Annotated in this window: 12 protein-coding genes; 2 read left to right on the forward strand and 10 right to left on the reverse strand. The window is 68.2% G+C overall.

Features of this window, described 5'->3' with window-relative positions; all coding sequences use genetic code 11:
- Window positions 1-12 precede the first annotated feature (12 nt).
- On the reverse strand, window positions 13-1,560 hold the full coding sequence (locus M4578_RS17250) for an ABC transporter substrate-binding protein (protein WP_258094538.1): 1,548 nt from the start codon (window positions 1,558-1,560) through the stop codon (window positions 13-15).
- Between the two features lie 162 nt (window positions 1,561-1,722).
- Entirely contained in the window at window positions 1,723-2,712 is a 990-nt protein-coding gene (pip, locus tag M4578_RS17255) for a prolyl aminopeptidase (protein WP_258094539.1), read from the reverse strand.
- Between the two features lie 52 nt (window positions 2,713-2,764).
- Here pip and ubiG point away from each other — a divergent pair, with 52 nt between their 5' ends.
- Both ubiG and M4578_RS17265 read left to right on the forward strand, forming a co-directional pair.
- Window positions 2,765-3,502 carry a bifunctional 2-polyprenyl-6-hydroxyphenol methylase/3-demethylubiquinol 3-O-methyltransferase UbiG gene (gene ubiG, locus M4578_RS17260; RefSeq protein WP_258094540.1) on the forward strand — a complete coding sequence of 246 codons (738 nt, stop codon included), beginning with the start codon at window positions 2,765-2,767 and terminating at the stop codon, window positions 3,500-3,502.
- An 11-nt stretch (window positions 3,503-3,513) separates the two neighbouring features.
- Window positions 3,514-3,816 (forward strand): YciI family protein, encoded by a 303-nt coding sequence (locus tag M4578_RS17265; RefSeq protein WP_258094541.1) that lies wholly within the window; start codon window positions 3,514-3,516, stop codon window positions 3,814-3,816.
- A 40-nt stretch (window positions 3,817-3,856) separates the two neighbouring features.
- Here the strand turns inward: M4578_RS17265 and hslU are convergent, their stop codons facing one another.
- From hslU to tsaE, 8 genes are all read right to left on the reverse strand, one after another.
- Window positions 3,857-5,164 carry an ATP-dependent protease ATPase subunit HslU gene (gene hslU, locus M4578_RS17270; RefSeq protein WP_258094542.1) on the reverse strand — a complete coding sequence of 436 codons (1,308 nt, stop codon included), beginning with the start codon at window positions 5,162-5,164 and terminating at the stop codon, window positions 3,857-3,859.
- Window positions 5,165-5,186: 22 nt separating this feature from the next.
- On the reverse strand, window positions 5,187-5,744 hold the full coding sequence (gene hslV, locus M4578_RS17275) for an ATP-dependent protease subunit HslV (RefSeq protein ID WP_258094543.1): 558 nt from the start codon (window positions 5,742-5,744) through the stop codon (window positions 5,187-5,189).
- Between the two features lie 195 nt (window positions 5,745-5,939).
- Entirely contained in the window at window positions 5,940-6,260 is a 321-nt protein-coding gene (trxA, locus tag M4578_RS17280; protein WP_258094544.1) for a thioredoxin, read from the reverse strand.
- Between the two features lie 69 nt (window positions 6,261-6,329).
- A complete protein-coding gene (gene addA / locus M4578_RS17285; protein WP_258094545.1) occupies window positions 6,330-9,692 on the reverse strand; it encodes a double-strand break repair helicase AddA in 3,363 nt (1,120 codons plus the stop codon).
- Window positions 9,689-12,619 carry a double-strand break repair protein AddB gene (addB, locus tag M4578_RS17290; RefSeq protein ID WP_258094546.1) on the reverse strand — a complete coding sequence of 977 codons (2,931 nt, stop codon included), beginning with the start codon at window positions 12,617-12,619 and terminating at the stop codon, window positions 9,689-9,691. The genes addA and addB overlap by 4 nt, the downstream gene beginning before the upstream one ends.
- Window positions 12,612-13,292, reverse strand: coding sequence for a nucleotidyltransferase family protein (locus M4578_RS17295; protein WP_258094547.1), 681 nt, complete (start codon window positions 13,290-13,292; stop codon window positions 12,612-12,614). The genes addB and M4578_RS17295 overlap by 8 nt, the downstream gene beginning before the upstream one ends.
- Window positions 13,277-14,254, reverse strand: a complete 978-nt coding sequence (locus M4578_RS17300) for an aminoglycoside phosphotransferase family protein (RefSeq protein WP_258094548.1) — start codon at window positions 14,252-14,254, stop codon at window positions 13,277-13,279. Before M4578_RS17300 ends, M4578_RS17295 begins: the two co-directional genes overlap by 16 nt.
- Window positions 14,251-14,724: a tRNA (adenosine(37)-N6)-threonylcarbamoyltransferase complex ATPase subunit type 1 TsaE gene (tsaE, locus tag M4578_RS17305; RefSeq protein WP_258094549.1), complete on the reverse strand. Its 474-nt coding sequence runs from the start codon at window positions 14,722-14,724 to the stop codon at window positions 14,251-14,253. The genes M4578_RS17300 and tsaE overlap by 4 nt, the downstream gene beginning before the upstream one ends.
- Window positions 14,725-14,751 lie beyond the last annotated feature (27 nt).

A 14,751-nucleotide genomic window follows, 5' to 3' on the forward strand; every position in this document is an offset into this window, starting at 1 on the left:
TTCCCCGATGCCTTACGCCCGCCACCAGCGCTCGGCAAAGCGCGCGTTATCCATCTGCCAGAGATTGCCCAGCGTGGCGGGTGTGGCGATGCGGTCGCTCACCGCCTGGAGGTGGTTGGCGAAGACCGGGATCAGCAGCCCGCCCTCGTCGCGCAGGATCTGCTGCATCTCGCCGTAAAGCGCGCGCCGCTTCGCGCTGTCGAGCTCCGAGCGCGCCTCGCCCAGAAGCGCCTGAAAGCGCGGGCTCTGCTCAAGGCCCCATTGCGTGTCGTTCCAGGGCGCGCCGTGTTGCAACGCGGTCGAGAACATCCAGTCCTCGGTGACGCGCCCCGACCAGGCACAGGCGCAGAAGGGCGTCTTGCGCCAGACCCGCGTCCAATAGCCCTCGGCCTGTTCCGGAACGATCTCGAGCGAAATGCCTGCGGCACGGGCCGAGTCGCGGAACAGTTCAGCCGCGTCGGGGGCGCCTTCGAAGGCGCCTTCGGAAACGGATAGCGGCAAGGTCAGCGATGACAGGCCGGCCTGCCGCAGATGATAGCGGGCGCGGTCGGGGTCGTAGGGCGGGGGCGTCAGATCGGCGACATATTGATTGGCCGGGCCAAGCGGGCTGTCCGCCCCGACGCGGCCATGGCCAAGCAACAGCCTGTCCACCATCTCGTGACGGTCGATCGCGTGTTTCAGCGCCTGCCGGATCTGCACCGCATCGAAGGGCGCCGCGCCGGTCTGCATGGCAAAGCCGTAATACTGGTTTCCGGGCACATCCTGTAGCCGCAGGCCCGGGGCCGCCCGCAGCCGCGCCGCGCGCTGCGGCGCCACCCGGTTGATCGCATCCACCCGGCCCGCGCGCAGCGCCGAAACCCGCGCGGCGCCGTCGTTCATCGCGATGAACTCGATCTCGTCGAACCAGCCGGCCTGCCCGTCCTTGTAGTGACCCGCGACCCGCTTGCCGAGAAAGCGCACGCCGGGGTCGAAATGCTCTACCCGATAAAGGCCGGTGCCGATGCCCTTCGCCATGGCCTCGTCGATCTGTCCCGCAGGGTAGATCAGCAGGTGATAATCGGCGAGCAGATAGGGGAAATCGGCGTTTCCGGCGGACAGGGTAAAGCGGATCCGGTGATCGGAGAGGCGCTCCATCTGCGCGATGGAGGCCACCAGCGGGCGGGCGCCCGATCCGGCCCTGGGATCGAGATGCAGGCGGAGCGAGGCGATGACGTCTTCGGCGCTGAAGGGCTTGCCGTTGTGAAAGCGCACGCCTTCGCGCAGCGTGACCGTCCAGACGCGCGCATCGGCGCTGGCATCCCAGCCGGTCGCCAGCTCTCCGCGCAGGCTGCCATCGGCGGCGACCTCGGTCAGCGTGTCGAAGACCGCGCCCTGCGCGGCGGCGACCATGAAGAAATCGGCGTGGTTGCGCGCGTCCCAATTGTCGGAGCGGTGCGCGCCGCCCAGTGCCGCGCGCAGTGTCCCGCCGGCCCGTGCGGTTCCGGCGGCAAGACCCGACGCGCCCAGCACTGCGGCGGCGAGGGCGGATTGGATCAGGCGACGGCGTTTGAAACCACTCATGGGCGGGTCTTTCGAGAGTCCTTGCGGTGCGGGGGCAGGCGCCCGGCGCCGAAGCATCTTAGGGGCAAGTCGCAAGGAGCCCAAGCAAAGTTTCCGCTCTGCGCGCGGCATTGCGCCGCGACCGGCGTCGCGGGTGCATTTCTCTGGCGGAGCGGCTGTCGTTCAGGCCCCGGGGCCGTCCATCGCGCCTGCGATCTGGTCCATCGCGCGCACCAGTTCGGCGCTGATTCCAGGCTCTGAGAGCGCGTGGCCGGCGTTGCGGATCATCCGCAGATCGGCGTCGGGCCAGGCCTGCGCCAGTTCCCAGGCACGTTGCGGCGGGCAGATCATGTCGTAGCGGCCCTGCACGATCACCCCGGGGATGCCGTGCAGCTTGTCCACGTTCTTCAGAATCCAGCCGTCTTCCTCGAGAAAGCCGTCATGGACGAAATAATGGTTCTCCAGCCGCGCGAAGGCGCGGGCGTAATCGCCCGGCGCGTCGCCGCCGGCCCCGTTGGAATAGACCGAGGCCAGCGCGTTTTCCCAGCCCGACCAGGCGCGGGCAAAGCGGGTCTCTTCCTGGAGATCGCCGGAGAACAGCCGCCGGTGATAGGCGGCGATCAGGTCGCCCCGCTCGTCTTCGGGGATGAGATCGGTGAACCGCGCCCAGGGCTCGGGCCAGAACTGCCCCGCGCCGCCGCCATAGAACCAGTCCAGCTCGGCCCGGGTCATCATGAAGACCCCGCGCAGCACCAGATGGCGCACGCGCTCGGGGTGGCTGATGGCATAGACCAGCGCCAGCGTCGCGCCCCAGCTTCCGCCGAAGACGATGAACTGCTCGATGCCCAGCGTCTCGCGGATGCGCTCGATGTCGGAGATCAGGTGCCAGGTGGTGTTGTCGGTGATGCTGGCATGGGGCCGCGACCGTCCGCAGCCGCGCTGATCGAACAGCACCACGCGGAACACGCGCGGATCGAAATAGCGCCGCATCGCCGGAGAGCAGCCGCCGCCGGGCCCGCCGTGAAACACGATCACCGGCACGCCGCGCGGGTTGCCGCATTGTTCCATATAGATCTTGTGCCCGTCGCCCATGTCGATCATGCGTTGATCGAACGGGTCGATGGCCGGATAGAGATATTGCACTGCGCGCTTTTGGCCCGAGAATTTGTCCATGTCCCATCTATATTGGCATGGAAACCCAAATGACCATGGGGAAATGTGACCTATGACCGTGACCGTCGACCCTTCCGAGATCGCCAAGTTCGAAGCGATGGCCGCCGAATGGTGGGACCCGAACGGCAAGTTCAAGCCGCTGCACATGATGAATCCCGTGCGGCTCGACTATATCACCGCCCAGGTGGCGGGCGAGTTCGGGCGCGATCTGACGCAGCCCGCGCCGTTCGAGGGGCTGCGCATCCTCGACATCGGCTGCGGTGGCGGGCTGTTGTGCGAACCCATGGCGCGGCTCGGTGCCGAGATCGTGGGGGTCGATGCGGCAGAGCGCAACATTCCCGTGGCGATGACCCATGCGGCGCAATCCGGGCTCGAGATCGACTATCGCCACGACACCGCCGAGGCGCTGGCGGCGGCGGGCGAGCGGTTCGACGTGGTGCTGAACATGGAGGTGGTCGAGCATGTGGCCGATCCTCTGGCCTTTCTCACCGCCTGCCGGCAGTTGCTGAAGCCGGGCGGGCTGCATCTTTGCTCGACCATCAACCGCAACCCCAAGAGCTTTGCCATGGCGATCGTCGGGGCGGAATACGTCATGCGCTGGCTGCCCAAGGGCACGCATGAATGGTCGAAGTTCATCACGCCGGACGAGCTTTACAAGCTGCTGCGCGAGGCGGGTCTGGAGCCGGTGGACCGCAAGGGCTATGTCTTCAACCCGGTGAGCTGGGCGTGGACGATCTCGGACCGCGACCTGTCGGTGAACTACGTCACCGCCGCGATCAACCCGGCCTGAGGAGCAGAGACATGAGCGTCATTCCCGAGGGGCACAGCCTCTTTGTCGTGGACATCGAATATATCGTGCCCTTTGCCGAGATCGAGCCGGTGCTGGAGCCGCATATGGCCTTTATCGCCGAAGGTTACGGGCAGGGGCGGTTTCTGGCCTCGGGCCCTAAGAGCCCGCGCAGCGGCGGGGTGATCATTGCCATCGGTGCCTCGAAGGACGAGGTTGCGGCGCTGATGGCGCAGGATCCCTTCGCCATTCACGAGGTGGCCAGGATGACGATCACCGAATTCGCCGCGTCGAACCGGCATCCGGTGCTGAAGTAACCCTGGGCGGCCCGCGGCCCGCCCGGTTCTTCGCGGCGGGTCAGAGCACGTAACGGCTCAGGTCGGCCGAGCGGGTCAGCTCGCCAAGATAGGTTTCCACGAATTCGGCATTCACCGTCACCGCATCGCCCGCGCGGTCCGGCGCGGTAAAGGACAGTTCCTCAAAGACCCGTTCCATGATGGTGTAGAGCCTGCGCGCGCCGATATTCTCGATCGACTCGTTCACCTCGGCGGCGATCCGGGCCAGCGCCTGGATGCCGTCCTCGGTGAAGCTGACGGCGACCTCTTCGGTCTGCATCAGCGCGGTGTATTGCCGGGTCAGCGCGTTGTCGGTCTCGGTCAGGATGCGGACGAAATCCTCTTCGGTCAGTGCCCGCAGGTTCACCCGGATCGGCAGGCGGCCCTGAAGCTCGGGCAGCAGATCCGAGGGTTTGGCGATGTGGAAGGCACCGGAGGCGATGAACAGGATATGGTCGGTCTTGACCGGCCCGTGTTTGGTGCTGACCGTCGTGCCTTCGATCAGCGGCAGCAGATCGCGCTGCACGCCCTCGCGGCTGACATCTCCGCCCCGCGTCTCCTGACGCGCCGCCACCTTGTCGATCTCGTCGAGAAACACGATGCCGTTCTGCTCCACCGCTTCCAGCGCGGCGGTTTTCACGACCTCGTCGTCGAGCAGCTTGTCGGCCTCTTCCTGGATCAGCACTTCATAGCTTTGCGCCACGCTCATCTTCTTGCGGGCGGTGCGCCCGCCAAACGCCTTTCCGAAGAGATCGGAGAGATTCATCATCCCCATGTTCTGGCCGGGCTGGCCGGGGATCTCCATCATCGGGAAGGGCGAGGCGGTTTCTGCCACGTCGAGTTCGATCTCGGTATCGTCCAGCTCGCCGCTGCGCAGCTTCTTGCGGAACATCTCGCGCGTGCCCTCACGCGCATCGGTGCCGGCGATGGCCTCGATCACCCGGTCCTCGGCAGCCTTGTGGGCGGCGGCCTTGACGTCCTCGCGCATCTGTTCGCGGGTCATGGCGATGGCACTATCGACCAGATCGCGGACGATCTGCTCCACGTCGCGGCCGACATAGCCTACCTCGGTGAATTTCGTCGCCTCGACCTTGATGAAGGGCGCCTTTGCGAGCTTGGCGAGGCGGCGCGAGATCTCGGTCTTGCCGACGCCGGTGGGGCCGATCATCAGGATATTCTTGGGATAGACCTCGTCGCGCAGATCCTCGGAGAGCTGCTTGCGGCGCCAGCGGTTGCGCAGGGCGACGGCCACGGCGCGCTTGGCATCCTGCTGGCCGATGATGAAACGGTCGAGCTCCGAGACGATCTCGCGGGGGGTCAGGTCGGTCATGGTGGTCCTTTCGGGGCGCGTCTCAGGCCGAAATGCTCTCAACGGTGAGATTGCCATTGGTGTAGACGCAGATGTCGGCAGCGATGGCCATGGCGCGGCGGGCGATCTCTTCGGCGGAATGATCGCTGTCCATCAGCGCCCGCGCCGCGGCCAGCGCGAAATTGCCGCCCGAGCCGATGGCCGCCACGTCGTGTTCGGGCTCCAGCACATCGCCCGCGCCGGTGATCACGTAAAGCTCGGCGCCATCGGTGACGATCAGCATGGCTTCGAGCTTTTGCAGGTATTTGTCGGTGCGCCAGTCCTTGGCCAGCTCGACACAGGCGCGCTGCAACTGGCCCGGGGTCTTTTCCAGCTTGCCTTCCAGCCGTTCCAGCAGGGTGAAGGCATCGGCGGTGGAGCCGGCAAAGCCGCAGACCACATCGTAGCCGCCGGGCGCAAGCCGGCGCACCTTGCGGGCGGTGCCCTTGATCACGGTCTGGCCGAGGCTCACCTGCCCGTCACCCGCGATGACCACCTGTCCGCCCTTGCGGATGCCGATGATCGTGGTGCCGTGCCAGCCGGGGAAATCCTGATCGGACATGTGCTGCTTCCTTTCCTGCTTGCCGCCATATGGGGGCCGGAGCGGGCCGCGACAAGGCGGCGTTCCCGGCTCCGGGCATAGCGCAGAGCCGGGCGGAAGGAAATGCACCGGGGGCCGGGTGGGGTGCGGCGGGGGCCCGGAACGAAAAAGGCCCCGCCGGTGCGGGGCCTTTCGGATTGTTCTGGAAGGCGCGGATCAGAGCGCGTCTTTGATCCAGCTTTCGATCGAGGCTTTGGGGGCCGCGCCGGTGCGGTTGGAGACCACTTCACCGTCCTTGAACAGGAACAGCGCCGGGATGCCGCGCACGCCGAGGGCGGCGGCAACGCCGTGGTTGTGGTCGACATCGACCTTGGCGATCTTCACCTTGCCTTCGTATTCCTTGGCCAGCTCTTCCAGAGCCGGGCCGATCTGCTTGCAGGGGCCGCACCATTCGGCCCAGAAATCGACCACGACGGGAATGTCGGAGCCTTTCACTTCCTCATCGAAGGTCGCGTCGGTGACGGGAACGGTGGCCATGATTCTCTCCTTGCGGGTTGGGCAGCCGGAAAACTTGAGTGGGGAAGGTAGGTAGGCGCCGGAGAGTCGTCAAGCCGTTGTAGCGCGCGCCAACGCCGCAGACACAAGATCGTGTGGTAGCGCCATATAGCTTTGCGTCGTGGTCCAGATGAGCCCGGTTTCGACTTCGCGATCCGGCCAAATCTGCGCCAATGCGGCGGCATAGGCCCCCATCTGGCGCAGCAGGCCCTCGGGCGTGTCCGCCGGGCAGTCGGGCACCGTTCGGTTCGATTTGAAATCCACCGCCACCACCCGGTCGGGCAGGACAAGCAACCGGTCGATGATGCCATGGATGCGCCCGACCGGCTCTATCTCGGCGGAAACGGGCACCTCGGCGATACTGTCCGCCGCGAAGAAGCGGGCAAGCCCGGGGGCATCCAGAACCGCCAGCGCCTCGGATGCCAGCGTGTCGGTCTCGTCGGGCAGCTCTTCGGCGATGGCCAGGACATGCGGCACGGCGGCGGCACGCTCGGCCGCCGGCAGCGCGGCGAGATGTTCCAGAAGCAGGTGCAGCACGGTGCCGCGCCGTTTCGCCTCGTCCGGGTCCTCGCCCTCTTCGCCGCTCAGCGCCTTGGCGCCGCCGAGATCCGAGGGCGAGCGCGACTCGGGCAGCGGCGCGGCGGCGGGGGCCGGCAGGCGGAAGAGCTCGGGCAGGGCGGCTTTGGTCTCGGGCTCTTCGGGGCGCGTTTCGTGGGGCAGATCGCTCCAGTCCGCGTCACCCAGCCGCAGCCCGTCGCCGCGCCCCCAGGCGCCGAAGTCGTATTCCGCGGGAATCGCGCCCGCGCGCGTCATGCCGCCGCGCACCTGATCGTACCAGGCGCTGCCGTCCTTCCCGAGATCGCCGGCGGCGGCCACCACCAGCCATTTCTCGGCCCGGGTCAGCGCCACATAGAGCAGCCGGTCGCGTTCGCGCTGATCGGCATCCTTGGCGCGCGCCAGTGCCTCGGCCTGTACCTGCGGCTGGCTGTCGGCGCTGGCCTTCCAGACCGTGCCGGTCTCGCCTTCGAGCAGGCTTTCGCGGATCGTCACCATGGGTTTGGCGCAATCGGGCAGGATGACGATGGGTGCTTCGAGCCCCTTGGCCCCGTGCACCGTCATCACCCGGATGCGCGCCCCGGCGCTGTCGGGTGCGCGCTTGATCTCCAGATCGTCGGTCTGCATCCATTCGAGGAAGCCGGTGAGCGACGGCACCTCGGTCTGCTCATAGGCCAGCGCCTGCTGCAACAGGGCGTTGACGCCGTCCTCGGCCTCTTCCCCCAGCCGCCCGAGCAGCTTTTGCCGCCCGTCATGGCGGATCAGGATCCGTTCGATCAGATCGTAGGGGCGCAGGAAATCGGCCTTGCCGCGCAGATCGTCCAGAATCGCCAGAACCTCGGGAAAATCGTCTCTCTTCCCGCGCAACTCGGCCCAGAGATAGCTGCCCTCCTTGCGGCTGTGGGCCAATGTGAACAACGCCTGTTCCGACAGGCTAAATAGCGGAGAGCGCAGCGCGGTGGCCAGCGACAGGTCGTCTTCGGGGGTGGCAAGAAAGGACAGCAGCGCGCCGATGTCCTTCACCGCCAGCTCGGACATGACCTTGAGGCGGTCGGCGCCGGCGATGGGCAGGGCGCGCTGCTTGCAGGCGCGGATGATCTCGGCAAAGAGCGCGCCGCGCCCGCGCACGAGGATCAGGAAATCGCCGGCATGGGCAGGGCGCGTCTGGTAGCTGCCGCTATGGCCGATCTCTTCGGGCAGCGGCGTGCCGATGGTGCGGGCGATAAAGCCGGCGACGCGGTTGGCAAGGATCACCGCGTGATGCTGCTGGCCCACCCGGTCGACCGGTTCGAACCAGTCGCGATCTTCCTCTTCGTCCTTCGTCGGCTCGACGGCCGGCCAGAGATCGACGCGCCCGGGCATCTGCGTCTTGAAGGCGCGGTGCTTTTGATCCTGGGAGAACCCCGCCGCCTCGCGCCCCTCGAAGGTGGTGTCCACCAGGCGCAGGATCGGGTCGGCGGACCGAAAGCTGTATTCCAGCATCATGCGGCACAGCGGCGCGTCGGTGCGTTTCAGCCGTTCGGCGAATTCGTCGCACATGCGGTCGAACTCGCGCGGGTCGGCGCCCTGGAAGGAATAGATCGACTGCTTCTTGTCGCCCACGACAAAGATCGTGCGGCGCACATCCGAGCGCGCGCCTTCGCCGCTGGTGAACTCATGCGCGAGCCGCTCGATCACCTGCCATTGCACCGGCGAGGTATCCTGCGCCTCGTCCACCAGAATGTGGTCGATGCCGCCGTCGAGCCGGAACAGCACCCATTCCGCGACGCGGTCGTCGGAGAGCAGGTCTCGGGCGCGGGTCACCAGATCGTCGAAATCGAGCCAGCCGCGGCGCTGCTTCTCGGCCTCGTAGGCGGGGAGGAAAGCCTGCGCGAAGCGGTGCAGCGCGTGCTCGCGCCGGGCGGCGGCGAGGGCGAGCCGGGTTTCACGGGCATCCTCGACCCGCGCGGCGAGCTGGTCGAGCCGGTCCCAGAGCCCGCCAAGCGCGGCCTTGGTGTCTTTTGTCGGGACGCGGCTGCTGCGGGTGCCCTTCTGTGTTAGAAAGGCCGCTTCAAGCGCGACAAGACTGTCCAGATCGCGCCCCGAGACGCCAGAGAGCTTTTCCGCGGCGGTCTGGTCGGTGCTCTTGCCCATTCGCAGGATGGGAAGCGCCTCGCCGACAAGCTCCGCCTCGCCGCCCAGAAAGACCTGCGAGAGCAGCGAGTCCTCGTCGTCGCCGGGTTGTAGCCCGTACAGCGCCCAGATCGCCGTCTCGGAGCGGGGCGGCAGGAATGTGTCTCTGTTTCCGCAGATTTCCGCGAGGAACGCCTCGTGGTTTTCCGGCAGCCAGGGCGCCATCTCGGCCACCAGAGGTGCTTTTGCGCCTTCGGACAGCCGGTCCAGCACCTCGGCGCGCAGTCGTTGCGCGGCGCGATCCTCCATCTCGTGGAACTGCGGCGAGACTCCGGCTTCGAGCGGGAAGCGGCGCAGCAGGCTGGCGCAGAAGGAATGGATCGTCTGGATGCGCAGCCCGCCGGGCGTTTCGATGGCGCGGGCAAAAAGCGTGCGCGCGCCGGCCAGACGGTCGGGCGGCAAGGCCCCGTCGAGCCCGAGCTGGCGCAGCTCGTCGCGCAGGCTGCCGTCGTCGAGCATCGCCCAGGCGCCGAGCCGGCGGAACAGCCGGTTCTGCATCTCGGTCGCGGCGGCCTTGGTGTAGGTGAGGCAGAGGATATGTTCCGGCAGCACCCCGTCGAGCAGCAGCCGCGCCACCCGGTCGGTCAGCACCCGCGTCTTGCCCGATCCGGCATTGGCCGACAGCCAGGTCGACATATCCGGACGGGCGGCCTGAACCTGGCGTTCGCTGGCGTCGTTGCGGCTCATTCCAGCACCTCGGGCTTCGGCGTGTCGATCAAATCCCATTCGCCGAACCGGGACAGGTGATCGTATTCGGACAGGTCCTTTTCCTTGAGCAGCGCGGCGCGGGCGGTATAGCCGCGTTCGCGTTCGAACCAGCGGGTCATCAGCCGCTCGAACTCGTCCCAGACCTGTGCGGCGGGCGCCTCGTCGAGCGGGGCGGGCACTTCCTTGGGTGTCGCGGCGACCGAGACGAACACCGCCCGTTCGGTGTGTCTGGGGTGCAGATCCTTGAAGGCGCCGCGCTCGATCATGGCAGCCTCGAGCAAGAGCTGCTTGTCGAAATAGCGCTGTTCCTTGGGGCTTGGCGCGGTGCCGGTCTTGTAATCGTAGAGATGGGCGTTGCCGCGCGCGTCGATGTCGATCCGGTCGGCTTTGCCGCGCAGGGTAAAGCCAAGCGCGGGGATCAGCGCCTGACCCATGATCTCGAAATGGGTCGGATGGGCAAGGGTCCGGCGGGCCAGCTCGGTCTCGGTGAACCAGTCGGCGATCCGCGCAATCCGCGCCAGCCACAGGTGGCGGGTCGTCGGATAGGGCACGATCTCCGGGTCGCCGACGATCTGCGCGGCTTTGTGCAGCAGGACGTCGGCGCGGAGTTGCGCCGGATCAGAGACGCTTTCCTTGATGAACTCCTCAAGCACGCGGTGGATCAGCGTGCCGCGCAGCAGCGCGTCGGGGGCGCGTTGCAGCGGGTTCAGCGGCGCAAGGCGCAGCACCCGCTTGGCGTAGATGTGGAACGGGTCGCGGATCAGATGCTTGATCTCGGTGACCGACAGCCGGCGCGGCCGCGCGGCGACGGGCGGGGCGGGCGAGGGGCGCGGCGCGGGGGCGCTGGGAAGCGGCTCTTCCAGCGCGCGGGCCAGCGCCAGCCAGTGGGCGCCGCGCCGCCGCATGTCCTTCAGCGCCTCGGGGCCGCTGCGCTGGGGCAGCCCGTTCATCAGGTTGGTGAGCCGGTTCAGCCAGCGCGAGGGCACCGTTTCGGCATCGTCGGATTTCAGCGCGCGGGTGAGCCAGACCTGCGGCGCCGCCACGGCCTGCTGGAAATCATGGGCGGCAAGCCCGATGCGCCGTTCCGGCACGAGCAGCCCCGCCTTGTGCCGCATTCGCCGGTTCAGCCAGGGGTCGGCGCCGGGCAGTTCCGGCCAGCTTCCTTCGTTGAGCCCGCCGAGGATCAGCAGATCGGCGCCCATCACCCGCGCCTCGAGCGTGCCCCAGATCAGAATGCGCGGATGCGGGGCGTCGCGGTCGCGCAGCTCCTCGCGGGCAAGGATGGCGCCGAAAAGATCGGCATAATCGCGCGGGTCGAGATCGGTGCCATGGGCGGCCTCGGCCTTTAGCGCCGCGACCACCGACCGGGTCTTGCGCCCGGCGGCCTCTTTCCACAGCTCGGAGTCCTCCGCCTCGGGCCCTGCGGCGATCTTCTCGGCGCGTTCCAGATGCGTGGCGATCCAGTCGGAAAGAGACCGGGTGCCGCGCACCGGTGGCTGGCAGAAACAGGCCACGACCCACGCGGCCCAGCTCTCCTGCTTGGCCGCCACACCCCAGGCGTGGAGCTTTTCGGGCTGCGGGTAGGGCCAGGATTTGGCGCGGATATGCAGTTCGAGCTCGTGGGTGGCGCGCAGATGCTCGCCGCGCGCCCGGGTGCTGTGGGTGAGCGGATGCTTGAGCAGGGTCAGCAGCGCCTCGGCGGTCAGCTCCTGCTGGAACAGGCCCGCCACATGGCGCAGGAAGCGGCCCGGCGGGGTCAGTTGCAGCGGCGTGCCGGCGCTGTCGTCGGGCAGGATGTTCCAGCGATCGAGCGCCGCGGTGACCTGCCGGGTCAGCATCCGGTCGGGGGTGATCAGCGCCGCCGTCACCCCCTCTTCGGCGGCTTGCCGCAGGCGCAGGGCGATGGCGGTGGCCTCGTCGCGCTGCGAGGGCGCCTCGACCAGCGTCAGCTCGGCGGTGGCGGCGGCGAGATCGGGCAGCGCGGGCCCTTCGTCGCGCCACTGGTCGGTGACCGGCGCCGGGCGGAGCGCCAGCGAGATCAGGCGGTTGCGTTCAGGCTGCGGGGCGGGATCGTCGGTCCAGCGCATCACCTCTGTTGCGCGGATGCCGAGATCGGCCATCAGCCTGGCAAAGCGGAATTGCGGGTGATCCTCGCCCGACAGCGCATCGCTCAGCCCGTCCCAGACCCGCTCGGGCGTGTCGAAATCGAACCCGGGCAGCACCAGCGCGCCTTGCGGCAGTCCGGCCACCGCGCGCATCAGCCGGTTGGTCATCCCGCGCGAGCCGGTGGAGCCCGCCAGGATCACCGGATGTGCGGGCGGCCGCGTTTCCCAGTCTTTCAGTCGCTGTTCCAGCGCAAGACGACGGAACGCGCTGGTGTCGGGCGCATCCTCTCCGGTGTCGAAATAGCGCTGCACGATCGAAAGGAAGCTGAGCGCGCGCTGCCAGTGGCCGGACTCATCGCTGACATCCAGCCCGGCGATGATTTCGGGCGAGACGCCCTCGTCCTGCATCTCGTCCATCAGCGTGGCAAGGCTGTCGGCCAGATCGAAAAGCGCCGTGCGCGGGGCGAGATCGGGCTGCGCGTCGAGCAGTTTCGACACCAGCCCGGTCAGTTCCAGCCGCCGGCGCAGCGGTGACACGGGCGCGGGCAGCCGGGCCAGCGCCACCGGATCGGCGACACCGCCCAGCAGGCGGATGCGGGGCAGCAGACAGGCCGGGCCGCTGTCGAAGATCTGCCGGATACGGCGGGCCATGCGGGTGGTGTTGACGATCAGCTCGACCCGCGCCATCGCCTCGGGCGGCTGCCCGGCCATGCGCCGGCGCAGCCCCGCGACCAGCGCCGCGGGAAAATCGACCCCTGAGGCAAGCGCGAACACGCGCGGGGTCGTGCCCGGGTCAAACATCGGCGTCCAGCATCTCTTCGGCCAGCGTTATGCCCTCGGGGTGGCCGACATCGCACCAGTGACCGGGATAGCTCAGGCCAAAGAGGCGGCCCGCCGCGTCCATGCCGTTCCAGATCAGGTTCAGCGAAAAGACCGGTCTGGGGACGATCTCCAGCGCCCCGGTCTTTAGGATCTGCGCGCCGGTATAGACAAGATCGCCCCGGCGGAGGAGCCTTCCGTCGTTCTCCATCGAGAAATCGCCGCCGCCCTTGCGGCCGACCGCGCGGGCGAGGGGCACGCAGAGCAGCAGCGCATCCATGCGGTCGGGGTCCCAGGCCTCGGCCAGAAGGCGCAGCGGGTTGGGGCCGGACCAGACCGCATCGGTGTTGAGCGTAAAGACCGGATCGGCGCCGAGCAGCGGCAGCGCGGCGCGCAGCCCGCCGCCGGTGTCGAGGATCTGCGGTTCCTCGCGCGAGACGGCGATGCCGCGATCCGCGAGATGGGTCTCGATCTGGTCGGCGCGGTAATGGGCGTTGGCCACGCGGCGCAGCGGGCCGAAACCGTCGGTGAGCTCCAGCGCATGGTCGATCAACGGCTTGCCGGCCACCTCGATCAGCGGTTTGGGGCGGTCGGCGGTGAGCGCGCCCATGCGGGTGCCGAAACCGGCGGCAAACAGCATCAGGGCATCGGGCATGGGGTTTTCAGCCTTTGCAGTCTTTCCGGCGTCGGGGCGGGCAGCGTCTCTTGCAGGAGCGTGGCGATCCCGGCCAATGCGGGATGGCTCAGGTCGGATTGCAGATGGCCCCAGACACGCGGGATGAGGTCGATGTAATGCGGCTTGCCACGGCTGGCGGCAAGCCGCGCGAAGACGCCCAGGATGCGCAGGTTGCGCTGGGCGCCGAGTACGGCGAGGGCACTGCGGAACGGCGCGTCCGGCAGGCCGGTTGCGTCAAGATAGTGCCGGATGACGGCCTCGGCGGTCTCGGGCAAGACGTCGCGCCGCGCGTCTTCGATCAGGGAGACGAGATCATAGGCCCGGTGGCCTTGCAGCGCGTCCTGAAAATCCAGCAGCCCGGCGCGGGCGGCACCCGCGCGCGCGGGCAGCCAGAGGATGTTTTCGGCGTGGAAATCGCGCAGGATCATCACGTCGGTGTCGGCGGCGTGCTGCCGCAGCGCGGTTTCGAAGGCCCCGGCGCAGATCCGGGCGGCGTCGGCGGCGGGCCTGTGGCCGGCGCCGGCGGCATAGCAATCGAAGGCGAGGTCGGTCATCGCCGCCAGACGGGGCGGGTCGGCCTGCGGCAGCTCTGCGGGCGGCGCATGGCGGTGCAGGGCGATCAGCGCGTCGGTTGCGGCGATATAGAGACGCTTTTCGGTCTCGGGATCGGTGGCGAGCCGGGCGATCAGCCCGTCGCCCAGATCTTCGAGCAGCAGCAGGCCCGGCGCTTCGGCGAGGATGCGCGGGGCGCTGAGGCCAAGCGCCGTCAGATGCCGCGCGAGCCGGGCGAAGAGCGCGGTGTCGCCCTCGGGATCTTCCATGAGGATCGCGGTTTCGCCACCGCGTGCCAGCCGGGTGTAGCGCCGCGCCGAGGCGTCTCCGGCAAGCGGCATGGCGCGGGCCGCGTCCCAGCCGGCGCGTGCGAGAAAGGCCGCGCTCATGCCGAAAGCTCCGCGACCGTCGCGTCCCAGCGCGGGTCGCGCCAGTCGAGCGCCAGGCTGCGGGACTCGTCGGTCTCACCCGGGCCGAAGCTGAGCGAAAGCGCGCTCTCGGGGGCGAGGTCCTGGAGGCGGTCGGGCCATTCCACCAGACAGATGGCGCTTTCGAAGGCGTCGGTCAGCCCGAGCTCGATGCATTGGTCGGGGTCGGAGAGGCGGTAAAGGTCGCTGTGCCACAGCTCGCCCGCCGGCGTGTCGTAGACCTGGATCAGCGTGAAGGTGGGCGAGGGCACATCCTCGGGCGGGTCCTGGAGGGCCTGGATCAGACAGCGCGCGAAATGGGTCTTGCCGGCACCGATGCCGCCGGACAGCAGCAGCACGTCGCCCGGGCGCAGCTTTTCGGACAGCGCGGCGGCGAGGGCGCAGGTCGCCTCGGGCGAGGGCAGGGTCAGGACGGCGCGGGGCAGGGTCATGGGCGCGAAAATATCGCGCCCGACCGG

This window comes from Salipiger pentaromativorans, from assembly GCF_024721115.1.
Taxonomy (GTDB): Bacteria; Pseudomonadota; Alphaproteobacteria; order Rhodobacterales; family Rhodobacteraceae; genus Salipiger; species Salipiger pentaromativorans.

Coding starts and splice junctions, on each gene's coding strand:
- M4578_RS17250 (WP_258094538.1), bottom strand. CDS start 1,560: ATGAGTGGTTTCAAACGCCGTCGCCTGATCCAATCCGCCCTCGCCGCC.
- M4578_RS17265 (WP_258094541.1), top strand. CDS start 3,514: ATGAGCGTCATTCCCGAGGGGCACAGCCTCTTTGTCGTGGACATCGAA.
- pip (WP_258094539.1), bottom strand. CDS start 2,712: ATGGACAAATTCTCGGGCCAAAAGCGCGCAGTGCAATATCTCTATCCG.
- ubiG (WP_258094540.1), top strand. CDS start 2,765: ATGACCGTGACCGTCGACCCTTCCGAGATCGCCAAGTTCGAAGCGATG.
- hslV (WP_258094543.1), bottom strand. CDS start 5,744: ATGTCCGATCAGGATTTCCCCGGCTGGCACGGCACCACGATCATCGGC.
- M4578_RS17295 (WP_258094547.1), bottom strand. CDS start 13,292: ATGCCCGATGCCCTGATGCTGTTTGCCGCCGGTTTCGGCACCCGCATG.
- M4578_RS17300 (WP_258094548.1), bottom strand. CDS start 14,254: ATGAGCGCGGCCTTTCTCGCACGCGCCGGCTGGGACGCGGCCCGCGCC.
- tsaE (WP_258094549.1), bottom strand. CDS start 14,724: ATGACCCTGCCCCGCGCCGTCCTGACCCTGCCCTCGCCCGAGGCGACC.
- hslU (WP_258094542.1), bottom strand. CDS start 5,164: ATGACCGACCTGACCCCCCGCGAGATCGTCTCGGAGCTCGACCGTTTC.
- trxA (WP_258094544.1), bottom strand. CDS start 6,260: ATGGCCACCGTTCCCGTCACCGACGCGACCTTCGATGAGGAAGTGAAA.
- addA (WP_258094545.1), bottom strand. CDS start 9,692: ATGAGCCGCAACGACGCCAGCGAACGCCAGGTTCAGGCCGCCCGTCCG.
- addB (WP_258094546.1), bottom strand. CDS start 12,619: ATGTTTGACCCGGGCACGACCCCGCGCGTGTTCGCGCTTGCCTCAGGG.